Source organism: Limnobacter sp., assembly GCF_036846585.1.
Lineage (GTDB): Bacteria > Pseudomonadota > Gammaproteobacteria > Burkholderiales > Burkholderiaceae_B > Limnobacter.
In genome coordinates, this window is record NZ_DAIUBR010000002.1 from 13,722 (window position 1) to 27,852 (window position 14,131).

20 protein-coding genes and 1 pseudogene are annotated in these 14,131 nt (G+C 51.6%); 8 read left to right on the forward strand and 13 right to left on the reverse strand.

The features are described from left to right. Nucleotides 1-35: 35 nt before the first annotated feature. The 4 genes from V7028_RS00975 to V7028_RS00990 form a co-directional block, all read right to left on the reverse strand. A complete protein-coding gene (locus tag V7028_RS00975; RefSeq protein ID WP_334118240.1) occupies nt 36-404 on the reverse strand; it encodes a MarR family EPS-associated transcriptional regulator in 369 nt (122 codons plus the stop codon). Nucleotides 405-701: 297 nt separating this feature from the next. Beyond that, nucleotides 702-899, reverse strand: a complete 198-nt coding sequence (locus V7028_RS00980; RefSeq protein WP_334118241.1) for a hypothetical protein — start codon at nt 897-899, stop codon at nt 702-704. A 23-nt stretch (nt 900-922) separates the two neighbouring features. Then, nucleotides 923-1,135: a HipA N-terminal domain-containing protein gene (locus tag V7028_RS00985; RefSeq protein WP_334118242.1), complete on the reverse strand. Its 213-nt coding sequence runs from the start codon at nt 1,133-1,135 to the stop codon at nt 923-925. A 321-nt stretch (nt 1,136-1,456) separates the two neighbouring features. Beyond that, nucleotides 1,457-2,896, reverse strand: coding sequence for a Fic family protein (locus tag V7028_RS00990; RefSeq protein ID WP_334118243.1), 1,440 nt, complete (start codon nt 2,894-2,896; stop codon nt 1,457-1,459). Nucleotides 2,897-3,094: 198 nt separating this feature from the next. On the opposite strand from V7028_RS00990, the gene V7028_RS00995 reads away from it, so the two are divergent. Beyond that, nucleotides 3,095-3,940, forward strand: a complete 846-nt coding sequence (locus V7028_RS00995) for a hypothetical protein (RefSeq protein WP_334118244.1) — start codon at nt 3,095-3,097, stop codon at nt 3,938-3,940. Further along, entirely contained in the window at nt 3,927-4,250 is a 324-nt protein-coding gene (locus V7028_RS01000; protein WP_334118245.1) for a hypothetical protein, read from the forward strand. The genes V7028_RS00995 and V7028_RS01000 overlap by 14 nt, the downstream gene beginning before the upstream one ends. Before the next feature lie 17 nt (nt 4,251-4,267). On the opposite strand, the gene V7028_RS01005 is transcribed toward V7028_RS01000, so the two are convergent. From V7028_RS01005 to V7028_RS15290, 5 genes are all read right to left on the reverse strand, one after another. After that, the gene (locus V7028_RS01005; protein WP_334118246.1) at nt 4,268-4,714 is read right to left on the reverse strand and encodes a hypothetical protein; all 447 of its coding nucleotides are present in this window, start codon (nt 4,712-4,714) and stop codon (nt 4,268-4,270) included. 1 nt (nt 4,715) lies between these two features. Further along, nucleotides 4,716-5,087, reverse strand: coding sequence for a hypothetical protein (locus V7028_RS01010; protein WP_334118247.1), 372 nt, complete (start codon nt 5,085-5,087; stop codon nt 4,716-4,718). Next, nucleotides 5,071-5,607, reverse strand: a complete 537-nt coding sequence (locus tag V7028_RS01015) for a nucleotidyltransferase domain-containing protein (protein ID WP_442918668.1) — start codon at nt 5,605-5,607, stop codon at nt 5,071-5,073. Before V7028_RS01015 ends, V7028_RS01010 begins: the two co-directional genes overlap by 17 nt. Before the next feature lie 96 nt (nt 5,608-5,703). Next, on the reverse strand, nt 5,704-5,982 hold the full coding sequence (locus V7028_RS01020; RefSeq protein WP_334118249.1) for a helix-turn-helix domain-containing protein: 279 nt from the start codon (nt 5,980-5,982) through the stop codon (nt 5,704-5,706). Between the two features lie 4 nt (nt 5,983-5,986). Further along, nucleotides 5,987-6,394, reverse strand: coding sequence for a HipA domain-containing protein (locus V7028_RS15290; RefSeq protein ID WP_442918663.1), 408 nt, complete (start codon nt 6,392-6,394; stop codon nt 5,987-5,989). 656 nt (nt 6,395-7,050) lie between these two features. Between V7028_RS15290 and V7028_RS01030 the strand changes: the two genes are divergently transcribed. From V7028_RS01030 to V7028_RS01050, 5 genes and pseudogenes are all read left to right on the forward strand, one after another. Further along, the gene (locus V7028_RS01030) at nt 7,051-7,215 is read left to right on the forward strand and encodes a DUF4143 domain-containing protein (RefSeq protein ID WP_442918664.1); all 165 of its coding nucleotides are present in this window, start codon (nt 7,051-7,053) and stop codon (nt 7,213-7,215) included. A 14-nt stretch (nt 7,216-7,229) separates the two neighbouring features. Continuing rightward, nucleotides 7,230-8,717, forward strand: a complete 1,488-nt coding sequence (locus tag V7028_RS01035; protein WP_334118251.1) for a mannose-1-phosphate guanylyltransferase/mannose-6-phosphate isomerase — start codon at nt 7,230-7,232, stop codon at nt 8,715-8,717. Nucleotides 8,718-8,945: 228 nt separating this feature from the next. Then, nucleotides 8,946-9,203 (forward strand): HI0074 family nucleotidyltransferase substrate-binding subunit, encoded by a 258-nt coding sequence (locus tag V7028_RS01040; RefSeq protein WP_334118421.1) that lies wholly within the window; start codon nt 8,946-8,948, stop codon nt 9,201-9,203. Then, nucleotides 9,158-9,286: pseudogene (locus V7028_RS01045) on the forward strand (DUF3375 family protein); the annotation flags it as partial. The gene V7028_RS01040 and the pseudogene V7028_RS01045, both read left to right, overlap by 46 nt. Before the next feature lie 52 nt (nt 9,287-9,338). Beyond that, nucleotides 9,339-9,461, forward strand: coding sequence for a Wadjet anti-phage system protein JetD domain-containing protein (locus tag V7028_RS01050; protein WP_334118422.1), 123 nt, complete (start codon nt 9,339-9,341; stop codon nt 9,459-9,461). On the opposite strand, the gene V7028_RS01055 is transcribed toward V7028_RS01050, so the two are convergent. Further along, entirely contained in the window at nt 9,458-11,197 is a 1,740-nt protein-coding gene (locus V7028_RS01055; protein WP_334118252.1) for an ATP-binding response regulator, read from the reverse strand. The genes V7028_RS01050 and V7028_RS01055 overlap by 4 nt on opposite strands. Nucleotides 11,198-11,287: 90 nt before the next feature. Next, a complete protein-coding gene (locus tag V7028_RS01060; RefSeq protein WP_334118253.1) occupies nt 11,288-12,463 on the reverse strand; it encodes an ATP-binding protein in 1,176 nt (391 codons plus the stop codon). Nucleotides 12,464-12,517: 54 nt separating this feature from the next. Here V7028_RS01060 and rfbA point away from each other — a divergent pair, with 54 nt between their 5' ends. Next, nucleotides 12,518-13,396: a glucose-1-phosphate thymidylyltransferase RfbA gene (rfbA, locus tag V7028_RS01065; RefSeq protein ID WP_334118254.1), complete on the forward strand. Its 879-nt coding sequence runs from the start codon at nt 12,518-12,520 to the stop codon at nt 13,394-13,396. Here the strand turns inward: rfbA and V7028_RS01070 are convergent. Both V7028_RS01070 and V7028_RS01075 read right to left on the reverse strand, forming a co-directional pair. Further along, nucleotides 13,363-13,704, reverse strand: coding sequence for a nucleotidyltransferase domain-containing protein (locus V7028_RS01070; protein ID WP_334118255.1), 342 nt, complete (start codon nt 13,702-13,704; stop codon nt 13,363-13,365). The genes rfbA and V7028_RS01070 overlap by 34 nt on opposite strands. Further along, the gene (locus V7028_RS01075) at nt 13,701-14,105 is read right to left on the reverse strand and encodes a nucleotidyltransferase substrate binding protein (protein WP_334118256.1); all 405 of its coding nucleotides are present in this window, start codon (nt 14,103-14,105) and stop codon (nt 13,701-13,703) included. The genes V7028_RS01070 and V7028_RS01075 overlap by 4 nt, the downstream gene beginning before the upstream one ends. Nucleotides 14,106-14,131: the final 26 nt, after the last annotated feature.

The window sequence follows — 14,131 nt, forward strand, 5'->3', positions numbered from 1 at the left end:
TGCCTGAACCGCCACAAAGAATGACGGGTGTCACTTTAATCACGGTTTTTCACTCTTTCTTTGCTTCGTGTTTTAACTTCCGATTGAAGAGCCTTGATCTCCGCCTTCAGCGCCTCATATTCTTCCATCTTCCTTTTCAGAAAGTTGCTTGTCAGCTTGGCTTTCTCTGCAATACCCCTGGGTGTAAGCACATACACATACCCAAACTTGTTTTTGCTGTTGGCAAAGTTTTGCATCTTCACCAAGCCTTTTTCCGTTAGGGCTTTCAGGCAGTAATTCAACCCGCCCACGCTAACGCCCAGCTTTTCAGCCAGCTCACGTTGGGTAAGGTCGGGGTTATCTTCCAGCAGCCGCATAACGCGGTAGTTGGTGTCTTCCTGAATTTTGGCTTGTCGGCTAGTCATTTTTGGGTTTTGGGCACGCTACCGCCCTGCTGTGTAACGGTCAGCATGCGCAGGTAGAAAGGCTAGGATAACGAAGATTTGTTAAAGTTTGAACAATCATGGCAGGTCTGATCGAATATTTTCTGTACCCCCGCATTTGCGGGGGGTTATTAAACAACCAGTTGCGCAATGGCCCACTGTTGGGTGCTGAACACTTCTGGCAATGAAACGCCATCGCGAATGTCGCGGGTGTGCTTTCCGTGGGCCAGTGGCCGTTCGTATTTTTGCATGGCATCGCGGTTCAATAGTTGGCAACCGTCAATGGTGTGCCTGCGCAAGGGTCAGTGTGGTCAATTCATTGATGACCAGGCAGGGTGCGTTTTTCGATTCAAACTTAATCAGGTGGGTGGAAGCCCACGCGCCATCTGCAAACCCCAAGCCATGTGTGGGGTGTTGCATCACGTTCAGTTTGTCTTGCACGCCTGCGGCGGACAGGCGCACTTTCCCGTTCCACACGGCAAGGTTCCTGTCGTTCTCGTTCAGGCATTTTGCCAGTTCATCCAGATCAAGTGCTTCGAACTGCGCAGGCAGTTGAAGTTGTTCAATGGCATGTTGGGGGACAGGGCAAAGCCTTCTTGTTGCCACTGTGGTGTGTATTCGAACCGGTGAATGCGTGTGTATTCAAAATGTACCGTGGCCACATGTTGCTGGCCGATGTACAGGCCCAGGGTTGGGTGTTCAGAACCAGCCATCGTTGCCCTCGGTGTGGCTGCCTGGTAACTGTGCATGCAGATGTACGCTCAGGCTTACGCCCCGCTAAGTGCGGCTGCTTGTTCAATGGTTAAACCTTGCTGCGTGCGCGCCGCTTTGATGAACAAGCCCAACGATGTCGGGGTGCAGGCTTCACTCGGGTTTGGGGGCTGGGTTGGGCTGACTTTCTTCATAAATTCTATTGTGGTGGAATTTTATTGATTGATTAACGCTGAGGTATCGCTGCTGTCGAAGCATGGTTGGCAGGGTTTGATGTGTTGCCTTGGCCGGTAAGTGCTGATCACCAACAACGCCCGGGAGTTTCACCGAGTGCCGGGCTTGGTGGTTGAAGAATGGGCGATTGAATAAGTTTTGTACTTTACCCACGCTCGGTATTCTGATGGCCGAAGGCCGTAACGCGCCAGTACGCCTTCATGAATGCGGCGAAGTTCTTCAATAATCAGGGTCTGAATTTCAGCCTGGTGTTGCACTTCTACGTTGGCTTGCACCGTGTTTTGAATAATTTCAAAAGCGTCACGGTTTGTGTGTAGAACAACTTCCCGAATGGTACTTTTAATCAGTTCTCGCCACTTCAGGCGCAGTGGGTTGGGTTCGGCCAATTCTTGGGTAATGGTCAGGTATTCCTGGCTTGATCGTTCGTAGGCCCACATATACAAATCACGAAGCAATTCAACACGCGTCATTTCATATACACCCAGGGTGGCGCGGCTGTAGGCGGCTTCGGGTACGTCCAGAAAAGTAAGCGGGCACAGGTTTGCGCGAAACAGGGGCAAATTGGCTGCAAGCCGGGAGGTCCGCTTGTTGATGTCTGCAAAAGGTTGCAGGTAGGGCAAATGCACCATCATGAAAAAGGATTGTTCGAACGGATCCGTAATTTGATTGGCTTTGGCAAGGAGTTGGTTAAGTAACTCATCGATTTGCTGCGGTGCTGCCAGGGGGCGGTAAACGCTTTTGCCAATATCCACAGCATGCTGGCGTACTCGGCCTTCGTCTTCGGGGTTGGGTAGCAGGTTTTCTGAAAGTGCGCTGTGCAGGTTCATGATTGTGTAGCGGTCGAATGCTGCGTTGTCGATGTTTTGAACCAGCAGTTCAATAGCTGTTTTGTGGTTCAAAATCATTTGTGTTTCAAGTGCGGCTTTTCCTGTGGCTGCGCGTCCATGTTCGATCAGTTTGCGTGTGTCTAGCCTTGAGTAGGTGTTGCCTTCCAGCTGGCTGGATGCCCACGACAAATCGATCAACAATCGGTCAAGGATTGCCCGGCTGTATGTACCCGCAGGCAAATCGTTTTTGGATGTGCTGCCAATTCGGTAAAGCTGTTGACGCAGTGTTGTAGGCAAGTACCAGGTTTTGTTGGGTTGGTAACTGGCCAGAAATTCGCGTTGATAGCCGACTGGTTTTTTGGCGTGAATGGGTAGGTCGATGTAAGCAAGTATGTCTGCGCTATCAGCAGACACGGGGATGTGCTGTGGAAACGAAGCGCTGGATATGTGGCTCACTTCCTTGGCCTTGCCCTCATTTTTTTCATTGTTTGCAGCGCGATATTTGCGCGCGCGCGCGGCCCCTTGGGCTGTAATTGCGCCATTTTTTATCATTTCGCTGACAATACGCTGAGCCGTGCGACGGGACAGTTGTGGGTGCAGTGCTAACAATTCCTGAAGGCCTATTCCCTGCGGGTTTTCAGCAATGCTGCGGTAAATGCTGGTGTGGATTGGCATTGTTTTTGGCGCAATTGTGGTTGGCATGGCGCTATTTTGGCGCAATTTAACGAATCGCGCCAGTTGTTTGGCGCAGCTACGCATCTCCTGCAAGTCGCCGGTTTAATAACGGATGGTCAGGGTGACAGATTGGTCCGTGCATAACCCAACTCAGCGCTTCTCACCCTGCTGCTTTTCCCCGTAAATTGGGCGCAATGTTTCACGCGCACATTTCCGGAGGTTTACGTGGCCCATTTTATTCACCGTTTCTGCCTGTGTATTTTGTTGCTGACCACAGCAGCATGTGCCAGCAAAACCCCGCTTCAGGTCGAGGGGCTTGCCGACACAGGCAAGCAGTACACCAGTACGCTGAAGAAAGTGAACAGCTTTGCGCTGGATCACACCCTTGAATTCACGGCCGACCTGTTGCCCAATTTGCCCCGCGACAACACCACCTTGCAGCAGCACACCGATGCCATGCGGCAACGGGCGGCGCTGGTGCAAACCACCGCGAATTACTTTGACACACAGGCTTTGTATTTCGCCGAGCTAAGCGCCCTGGCCAAAGGCGACCACAGCACGGGCACCACGCGGGCTTTGAAAAAGCTGGTAGAAGCACTGAACAAGGCGCCCGATGTGGGGGGCATACCGCGTGTAACCAAGGACGCGGTGGCGGGTATCGCCGGGCATGTGGCCAGCTGGAAGCATTCGGCGCAGGTTCGCGACGAATTGCTGCGCAGTGCTGAACCGGTTGCGCAGGCCTTGTTAACGAACCAGTTGATTCTGGACGAGCAAATACAGTGGATTACCCAGCGCGAAACCCTGGCCCGTCAGCTTGAATACCGGGAAGAAGTGCAGAAGCCTTTTGTGGGCGACAAAAAATTGCCCGAGCGCTGGAAGAAGGCGTGGATGGCCGACATTACGCAGCCACCCACCATTGAGCTGCTGGAGCAGGCCAAAGCAGCAAGCATCGAGATGCAGCAGGCCTGGGTGAATGTGTTGCGCGGGGAGGGTAGTTTTGAGCACCTGCGCAGCGTGTTCGATCAAATCAATATCAACATTGCGGCGGCACACAACCATGACCCCAAGTGATTTCCATTCCATTCAAAACGATTTACATGCGGTGTTTTCTGCGCTGTATTTGATTGATGCCGACCAGCTAAGCAGCGAGCAACGCAAGCAGCACCAGCAGGCGCTGTCAGCGGCTTACCTGGCCTGGGTGAATGCCGAGAACGCGAAGTTTGACCTGTTGAGCAGTCAAGTTAAAACTGAGCTTGTTCAGTTGGCGGGGCAGGTAAGGGCGGTTCGTGATGGAGTTTCCGGTTTGTTGACGCCCCCTGAAAGGTTGGGCGCTTTGGCGCAGGGAATGGATGTGTTGGCGCGTTTGGCGAGGATTTTGTAGAGCTGTTTCTTGGCGGTTCAGTTGCCCCAAAGGTAGTTTATGCCCAGCACAGTGGGGCGCGGTGCATACACCACGCAGGGTTTTAGCGTGCCTAGAGCAATCCAGTCAAAAAGTGCATCAAGCAGTTTGATTTCTTCCTGGGCGTATTTGCAATAGGTTCGAATCACTTCATGGCAAACCAGTCGAAACCGGGCGGGGTGCGCCAGCAGTTCGCGGTATTGCAAGGGGTTCAGGTTCAGCAGGGGTTCAAGGTCGGGCCGGTCGTGAAACCACAACGTATTTCCGGTTTGTATGGTACTTGCCCACCGCAGGCCTTGCAGTTTGTTGGAAGGATCAGCGCTGGCTTTGATTTTCAAAAGTGCGCTTTGCAATTCTTGAACTGAGTGGTTATTTTGAAGCAGGTGTACCAGCAAATTGGGTGCGTTGTTTCTGGCCTGGTTGCCTACCAAAAATATGCTGTGCACCTTATCCCCAAACCCTTGCAGCAAGGGTGTTCCCAATGTGTTTGTTTGGTCGCGGGCAATGTGCTGCAAGCGCTGTGGCGAATATTCGCCATGTAGACGCGGGTAGGCCAGCGGTGCTTTCGAGTAGCTGAAAAACGGTGTACCTGTTTTCTGAGCGATATCCCGCCTTGCGAAGTGCTGCCAGAGAGAGGGAGTGTGCCGCGTTGTAAGCAAGATCGAAGCGACTGTCTTTCGATAAACTGACGTTTTTGGCATCGTGGAGTTTACGGTTTGCGGTGCTAACGAGTCCGTCAAATTCAGCCTTAATAAAAGCCTCCTGTTTTAATTGCCCTATTTTTAGCAAGTTATCAAACGGATTATTTTCTTTGTTCATCGATCACATTGAGGACTGAAATGGTTGGTGCGTCAAAAATTCGACGCATAAACTCGGTGTCTATTTTCTGTGCGAATTCTTCGGTCCGATACAGCGTGGGTTGAATGGTTCGCCCCAGTTGTTGTTCCGCAGGTTGCAATATGTCAAAGAGGTCGTGGAAGTGAAGCTGGTCGCTCACTACCATTAAATCAATGTCGCTTTTTGAATTGTCTGTTCCCTTGGCAATAGACCCGAATATGATTGCACGGTCTATCTTGGTGGCGTGATTTTGCAAGCAGTTCGCGATTACTTCCCGTATGCCAAACGTTTTGATGATCAGGGAGCGAAGATCTAAAAAAACCGGATTTTGCTTATTGGCTTGAAAGTGCTTTTGGTTGCCTTGTTGGGTTGTAAGAACAAGCCCGGAGGATTCCAGTTTAAGCAGTTCGCGTTGCACAGCGCCTTTGCCAACATTGGCATGTCGCACCACTTCGTTGAGATAAAAAGACCGTTCGGGATGCAAGAAGAGCAAACCCAACACCTTCTGCTGTGTTTTGGAGAAAAGACTGTCTGATATGGAAGTTGGTATCATAATGGGTACGATAATACCCGTTTTGGGTATCAAAGTGCAAAGGGATTAAATTTTACATACCCCCAAGCGCAAACCCATCACCCCCAATATTTTATTCATGGTTTGTACGGTGCCCTGGCTTCGGCCTTGTTCAATGTCTTGCAAGGTGCGGGCGGAAATTCCCGCAACTTTGGCCAGTTCGGCAGTGGTTAGCCGAAGGCTGGTTTTAAGGTGTTGAACCACCTGCTGCAAAGGCCAGTGCGGGTTGGCCAAAATGTCTTCAACCACTTGCTGGCGTATACGCATTTGCTCGCTGAGGCTTAAGGGTTTGTAACGTTTGTCCATGTTGTTATTGCAGTGCCTGCAAGGCGTTGATTTGTGCTTTCAAATGTGGGCCGATTAACTGAAACAGTTCGGGTTCAATACCATGCTTGCGAGGGTTTTTTTGAATGGCAGAAAGCGGTTTGATCAGGCTTTGCAAGCTGGCAACAAGGTAGGTGGTGGCACCTGCTTGTAGCTGTTCGATGAACTGAATGATGTCGGCCCACTGGGGTACCGATGCGGTTTCCTGTTGCCAGCGCATGCGGCGTGCAATGCCATCGGGGTGCAGCACCATGGGTGCGAAATCAAACAGTGGCGTTAGTTGAAGATTGCCTTGCATGTTGCGTGTGAACGCGGTGTTGCGTGCATGGTTGTCTTTGTTGCCCAGCGCCAGGTTAAGTACATCCCGGCGAATGTATTCTGCAAGCTCGGGCAACGGGTTTGCGCAGTGTTGGCAAATGGCGGCGCAAGCACGCCTTGGCCTTCGGATTGAAGCAACGCAATTTGTGCTGTATCAACCCATTGCCCATGAATACACAATTGAAGTGTGATTTCTTTTTCTATCATTTACACAGATTACTATATAAAGTAATTCAGTTAAAGCATGTAGTTACGATATTTTTCTGTGTAAATAATGGTTTGAGTTTTGGTGCTGTAAAAGTTTGGCTGTCGGGAGGCGGTACACCGCGCAAGCCGATGAACGTTGAATGTTTGAAAGGCGCACTGACAATGGATTGACGTTGCAGATGAATATATTATGTGCAAACCGAAGTTATAACTTTAAATTAGCATGATTATCCCAAGATTGGCTGCCAGTGCGGTTGAGCGTTTGGCCAAACGGTTCCCTGTAGTGGCAATTACGGGCCCAGGCAGTCGGGTAAAACCACGCTGACCCGTCATTTGTTTGCCCACGCTGTTTTCCTGGTTGCAAGGCTTGGGATATGACCTGCAGCGCATGGGCGATTTCGTGCTGGCAGGTTCTTCCCAGTTTGAGTTGGTTCGTCATATGACGCAATCGACTGGTTCGCGAATTACGCCGCCACTTATGTTGAACGTGATGTGCGGCAGTTGTTGCAGATCAAGGATTTACAGTTGTTTCAGCGCTTCTTGCGTTTGCCACCGTATTTTGAAAACTTCGGCAAACGTTTGGTAAAAACACCCAAGCTGTATTTTCTGGACACGGGCTTAATGTGTTGGTTGTTGGGCATTCATTCTGCCGAGGTGTGGGCCTGGACGCACGCACTGGAGAAACTTTGATAATGGACATAACCATGAAGAACACAAACCGAGTAATCCCAGTGATTTTGTGTGGTGGCGCAGGCACACGCTTGTGGCCTTTGTCGCGCAAAAATTTTCCGAAACCTTTTTTGAAGGTGGGCGCTGAAAGTTTGATTGCGCAAACCGTGCGGCGCGCGGCGGCGGTTGCAAAGTCTTCTTCATCGGAAGACATACTGCTGGTTAGCAACGAAAGCTATCAATTCCTGCTGCAAGACGAATGCATGCCGGTTTTGCAAAGTGAAGGTGGTGGCATTGCCTTGCACCAGTTGCTGGAACCGCAAGGCCGCAACACTGCACCGGCCATTGCCTTGGCTGCGCAGTGGGCACAGGCCAAATACCCCGATGAAAACCCGGTGCTGCTGGTGCTGCCCGCGGATCATTTAATTAACCCCGTGACTGAATTTGTGCGCGTTGCACAGCAGGCGGTGGCCGCTGCGGGCAAGGGTTGGCTGACCTGCTTTGGCATTACCCCCACCGCGCCTGAAACTGGTTTTGGTTACATACAACAGGGTGCCCCTGTGGACGAAATCAACCGCGTGTTTGCGGTGCAGCGTTTTGTGGAAAAACCCAGGCTTGAATTGGCCATGGAATACCTGGCCAGTGGCCAGTACGTGTGGAACGGCGGCATGTTTGCATTGCGTGCAGGCGATTTGCTGCATGCGCTTGAAACGAACGAACCCACCGTGGCCGCGCAAGCGCAGGCCGTGTGGGCAGGTGCAAAAGAAAGTAAAAATGCAAAAGCAAGCGGCAGCGTATTTACTTTCAACAAAGAAGAATTTGCCAGGCTGCCCGACATCAGCATTGATTACGCCGTGATGGAAAAAGCCAGCAACGTGGCGGTGGTTGCGGCCAGTTTCCAGTGGAGCGACATTGGCAGCTGGGCGGCATTGGCCGACCAATGCACAGCCGATGAACAAGGCAACACCGTGCAGCAGGAAGGTGAAGGTCAGTTGATTTCAATCGACAGCAACAACACCCATGTGCGCATGGGCAACCGCGCCGTGGCCACGCTGGGCGTTGAAAACCTGTTGATTGTGGACACGCCCGACGCATTGCTGGTGGCCGACAAAAGCCGCCACCAGGATGTAAAAAAAGTGGTGGAAAACTTGAAGGCACAGGGCAGTGATTTGGTGAATTTTCACCCCACAGTGCACCGCCCATGGGGCACGTACACCGTGCTTGAAGATTCAAACGGCTACAAAATAAAACGCATCGAAGTAAAGCCTGGTGCATCGCTTAGTTTGCAGATGCACCACCACCGAAGCGAACACTGGATTGTGGTCAGTGGCACCGCCGAAGTAACCAATGGCGAGAATGTATTTTTGGTGCGCAAGAACGAGTCCACCTACATACCCGCGGGCAACAAACACCGCTTGGTCAACCCTGGTGTGATGAACCTGGTGATGATCGAGGTGCAAAGCGGTGACTACCTGGAAGAAGACGACATTGTGCGTTTTGATGATGTGTATGGCAGGGCTTGATTAAAATGAGCAGGCGCTTGATATGCGCCTTTTTTCGAGCGAAACTGATAATGCGGCCTGTACGCAAAAGTTGGCTTGATCTTGTAAACGTTGAAAAAGCGGATGACGACTTTGTAATTGAGCGCTCGGCTGTGATTGAGGAAGGTGTTATGGACAATCAAAGGCTCTTAGAGAGGGCTCAACTTTTTGAAGGCGAATGTGCGTTTGGGCGAGGCATGTGAGCAGTCGGTGAATTCTTTTATCCGCGATTCGGTAATCCAGCGTTTCGAGTTTTGTTGGGAGTTGGCCTGGAAGGTCTTGAAGCTGCGGCTTGAGCAGTTAGGTATTGCCGCTTCTAACCCTCGTGATGTTTTTAAGGAAGCACTTGCAGCAGGTTTGATTCATGATGGAAATCGATGGAGTGAAGCGCAGCGCATGCGAAATTTGTCGAGCCCAATCAAAGGGTGTTGGCGGACGATATTGCCGTGCTTGATGACACTGCTGTGAAAGAACGTTTTCAGCAATTCGTTCAAGGGGCCAGGGAATTGTTGACTGATTTTCGGGAGGTTGAACACAATTTTCGCCACCTTGCTGGCGCATAGTGCCTACTGGGGAATTGAGGACAAACCAGTTCATGCAAATTTGCCCTTGCTTTCAGCCGATGAACGGGCTCTTTATCATGATTTGCGAGATAACCTGATTCGCCCCAATTTGCGGCTGGAGCAAGAACTGATTTCCTTTCAATGGTTTTCAAGTCAGCTTTAAGCTGTTTTTTCGCCCATCAATTCACCCAGCGTATTTCGAAGTTGCACGCCACTAAGCGGTTTGTGCAAAATCAGGAAGCCTGATTTTCTGGCTTCCTGAATGCGGCCCGGTGCGGTGTCACCAGTCAATATGACAGCCGGAATGTTTCCAAGTTGCGCCTGCAGGGCGTGAATGGCTTGTACCCCTGTGCTTTTGTTGCGAAGGCGGTAGTCGGCCACAATGGCATCGGGTACCTTCCCACGGGCCATCAAAATGCGCAGTGCGGTTTCTGCATCCTCGGCAGAAATGGTGCTGCACTGCCAGCGGGCAAGCATTTCAGTCACGCTGGCGCGCACCATGTCGTCGTCGTCAATCAACAGCACGGTTTTGCCGGCCAGCGGCGTTTTGCTGATTTGTACTTGCCCGGGAACGTCTTGCAGTTGGCTGGCTTCGCCTTGGGGTACGGTGACATAAAACATCGACCCTTTGCCCGCAGTGGAATTGACACCAATGTCGTGATTCAGCAATTTGCCCAAGCTGTGTGCTATGTAAAGCCCCAGCCCCAAGCCCTTGGCTTTGTCGCGTTCGGGGTTGCCCAGTTGGTAAAATTCATGAAATACAGTTTCCCTTGCGCCGGGGGGTATGCCGATGCCTGTGTCGTGTACTTCAATACGAATGTGTTGGCCTTGCTTGCGGCAGCCCACAACAACCCGGCCTTCGCGCGTGTACTTGATTGCGTTTTCAATGTAGTTGCGCAAAATCAGTTCAAGCAGTTCCGGGTCGGTGTAGGCGCAGGCCTTGGTGTTGGCCAGGCGAATGTCCAGCCCTTTGTGTTGCGCCTGGGTGTTCAGTTCATTGCAAATTCGCTTAAGCAGCGGGGCAAGCTGAATGTGTCGGGGTTTGGCGGTGATGGCGGCCGCGTTTATTTTTGCAGAATCAAGCAACGCATTCAATAAATTGCGAAGCCCGTAACCTGCTTCCTGAATGCGATCCAGCAAACTTCGGCTGGGGTGGTTGGCCAGGTCTTCACTTAATGCGTCCACCAGCAATTCGATGGCCTGTACGGGCTGGCGAAGGTCGTGGCTGGCTGCAGCCAGAAAGCGGGTTTTGGCAATGCTGGCTTGTTCAGCCACACGCTTTTGCATGGTGAGTTCTTCAACCAGCTCGGCATTCTGAAAACGCAGAAGAATGGATTGGATCACCAGGTTCTGCAGGTTGCGGCCGTAGTGAATATTGATCAGCACATACACCAATGCCACTGTGCCCAGCACAAGAAAGAATGGCTCCATTTCCCAGTAGCAGCGCAAAATGAACGGTAGGGCGGCGGGCACTGCGAACGCAACATAGGCCGGTGTATGGCATGCATGCGAGGACACCGCGCCCGACACCATGCCCGCCAGAAAGATGGACAGGGTCATGAGGACCAGTGGGTCCGATGAAAAAAAGATGACGCCGGCGATGCCCCACAATGCGCCAGATGCGGCGGTAAGCTGAATTGCAATACGAAGCCAGTATTGCGCATCGAAGTGTTCATCTTCGCGAAGGAAGCGCCTGCGCACCAGCCAGCGCAAGGCTGTGAGCAAGTAGATGGCGATTGCCCACAACAACAGTGCAGTGTCTTGGCCTGTTGACCACAACAATGCAGCAAACCCGGCTGCTGCAGCCATAACCCCATACAACACAAAGGGAAGGTGTTCAAAAAGAAGTTTGGTTTTTTCCCGCAGTACAACGTGCTGGTGGGGATCGTCGAATTTCATATGCAATGCAATAAATAAATTGTACTAAGCATAAGTGGTGTTGCAAGGGCCCCGCAACGCCTAAATGTGTACCCCCCCCTGTTTTGTCACCTAAACAGGTTTTTCTTGCCCCAACTGTTTGATGAGTTGGATCAAGGGCAATGCATGAACGTGGTTGCCCATCGGGAAAGCGCTTCCCCCCCCGTGGACCACTATTTTTCGTGTGGGTGCGATGTCCTCGCTTGCGGTGTGAAACCCGCGTGACAACGTGGGTGCACTGTTGCGTTTGATTTCAATGGCCCAGCGTTGTTTGTTTTTATGCTCAATCACCAAATCGATTTCGGCCCCGCCGCTGCTGCGATAAAAGCCAGCGTGGGTATGTGCTGGCAAGCGGCTCAGAATTTGCTCAACGACAAAGCCTTCCCAACTGCCACCCACCACCGGATGACCCAGTAACTCGTTGAATGTTTCGATGCCCAGCAACGCGTGGCATATCCCGGAATCGCGAATATACACTTTGGGTGCTTTGACCATGCGTTTGCCAACATTGCTGTGCCATGGTTGAAGCCTGCGAACCAGAAGCAAATCAACAAGCAGGTCAAGGTAGCGTGAAATGGTGACACTGCTTGTGTCAATTGCACGGGCCAGTGCAGATGCATTGAATGTTTCGCCTTGATTGTGCGCAAGCATGGTCCAGAATCGACGCAGTGTTTCCGCAGGAATGCGGGGGCCAAGTTGTGGAATGTCGCGCTCAAGGTAAGTGCGAATAAAGTTGTCTCGCCAATTCAGGCTTGACGCTTCATCATTGGCCGCAAGGCTTTCAGGAAAGCCTCCCCGCAAATACAGTTGTTCGGTGCTTGCTTGCCCTGCCGTTTCGTCAATCGACAGTGGCACCATTTCTGCATAGGCGATGCGACCAGCCAGGCTTTCACTGCTTTGTTGCAGCAATGAAATGGAGGCTGAACCCAGCAGCAGAAATTGTCCGTGTTTGTGGCCTGCTCGGCGGCGTTTGTCGATAATGCTGCGCAAGGGCGCAAACAGACCTGGCAAACGTTGTACTTCGTCGAGCACAATCAGTTTGCCTTGATGTAAATCGCAAAAGGCTTCGATGTCGTTTAGCATGACCAGGTCGCGCGGGCTTTCAAGATCAAGGTAAACAGAGGGCTGTTGCCCTGCAATTTCAAGCGCTAGCGTGGTTTTCCCGACCTGCCTTGGCCCCATGACTGCAACAGCAGCATTTTGGCCAAGCAAGGTCTGAACCGATGATTGAATATGTCTTTTGTACATTCTTGCAAATTTAACATAACATATTAAATATGCAAGGTTAATGAAGGTAAAAATATGAACCGCAAAGGCATTGTGTTGGCCGGTGGACAAGCCACCCGCCTGTACCCGGCAACAGCAGCGGTCAGCAAACAATTGCTGCCCGTTTATGACAAGCCCATGATCTACTACCCGCTTGGCACCTTGATGCTGGCTGGGGTGCGCGAAGTGCTTGTTATTTCCACCCCGCACGACACGCCCCGGTTTGAACAACTGCTGGGCGATGGCAGCCGCTGGGGCATGCGCATTGAATACGCTGTGCAGGCCACGCCGGGTGGTGTTGCGCAATCGCTAACGGTGGCTGAACCTTTTTTGCAGGGCGACCCTTGCGCCCTGGTGCTGGGCGACAACCTGTTTTATGGCCAGAACCTGGTGCGGCAAATGCAATATGCCTTTGGGCAAAAGCGTGGTGCCACGGTGTTTGCGTATTCAGTGGCCAACCCGCAAGCCTACGGTGTGCTTGAATTGAATGCCGAAGGCACGGTGGTGGGTGTTGAAGAAAAGCCTGCACAACCGAAAAGCAAGCAAGCGGTAACCGGCCTGTACTTTTTTGACGGGCAGGCTGTTGGTATTGCAAAAGGGTTAAAGCCTTCGCCCCGGGGCGAGCTTGAAATTACCGATGTTATTCGTGCTTACCTAAGCATGGGCCAGCTGGAGGTGCAGCACATGGGGCGCGGCCAGGCTTGGCTGGACACCGGTACCGCAGACAGCCTTCTGGATGCCGCCAATTTCATTCAAACCATTGAGCGCAGGCAGGGCTTGAAAGTAAGCTGCCCTGAGGAAATTGCATGGCGCAACCAGTGGATCACTTCTGTACAATTGGCCGCGCTGGCCATGCCTTTGCGCAACAGTGGCTATGGCGATTACTTGCTGGGTTTGATTGAAGCAGGGGTTTGAATTACTTCGTAATTTGTTTGAATGATTTTTTGAAATTCCGGAGAAATGCTGTGCCAGTCGACCAAGTCGACTTTCCATGGCAGATCAGATTCCGAAAATGCATTGTTTAATTCGGCGCGAATGCTCAACGGCAAAGGTTTGGAATCAATTAAAACCAGATCGAGATCTGAAAAAGGCTTCGGCAAGCCGCCCACCCTGGAGCCAAAGGCCCAAACCGTGTAGTTGGGGACATGCCTTTTTAGCAGGTCCAGAACAATTTGTAATTCATGCGCCTGAATTTTAAGCGTGGAATGAGATGGGCTTATCACTTGTTTCTGGTCTGTAGCTGTTTGACAAGGTATTGCGCTTCATTCAAAAAGGCCGGGATTTCCGCCACCACTTGAAGGGCGATTGATTCATCGTAGGTGTGGCTGGTTTTAGAGCGCATTTCGCGATATTTTCTCCACACGGTCCAATCGCTCAGCAACAACCCTTGTTCATTGCCGGTTCGAATCAAATCCTGAAATGCGAGCGCATCAATTTCTGCGGGGCTGGGCGATGTAGACTCCAGAAAACGCTTCAGCATTTTGTGGCTGAGTTCGTATGTGAATTCAAAACGCTGGATCAAACCATCGCGAATTTGTGTGTCGCTGGTGTCTAGGTAATAGCGTTGAATGCCCTCGTTGAGGCGAAGAATTGCATTCTGAAGAGAGCTTAGGTCTAGGATCATGCCAAGAATGATAACCGCGAATTTCT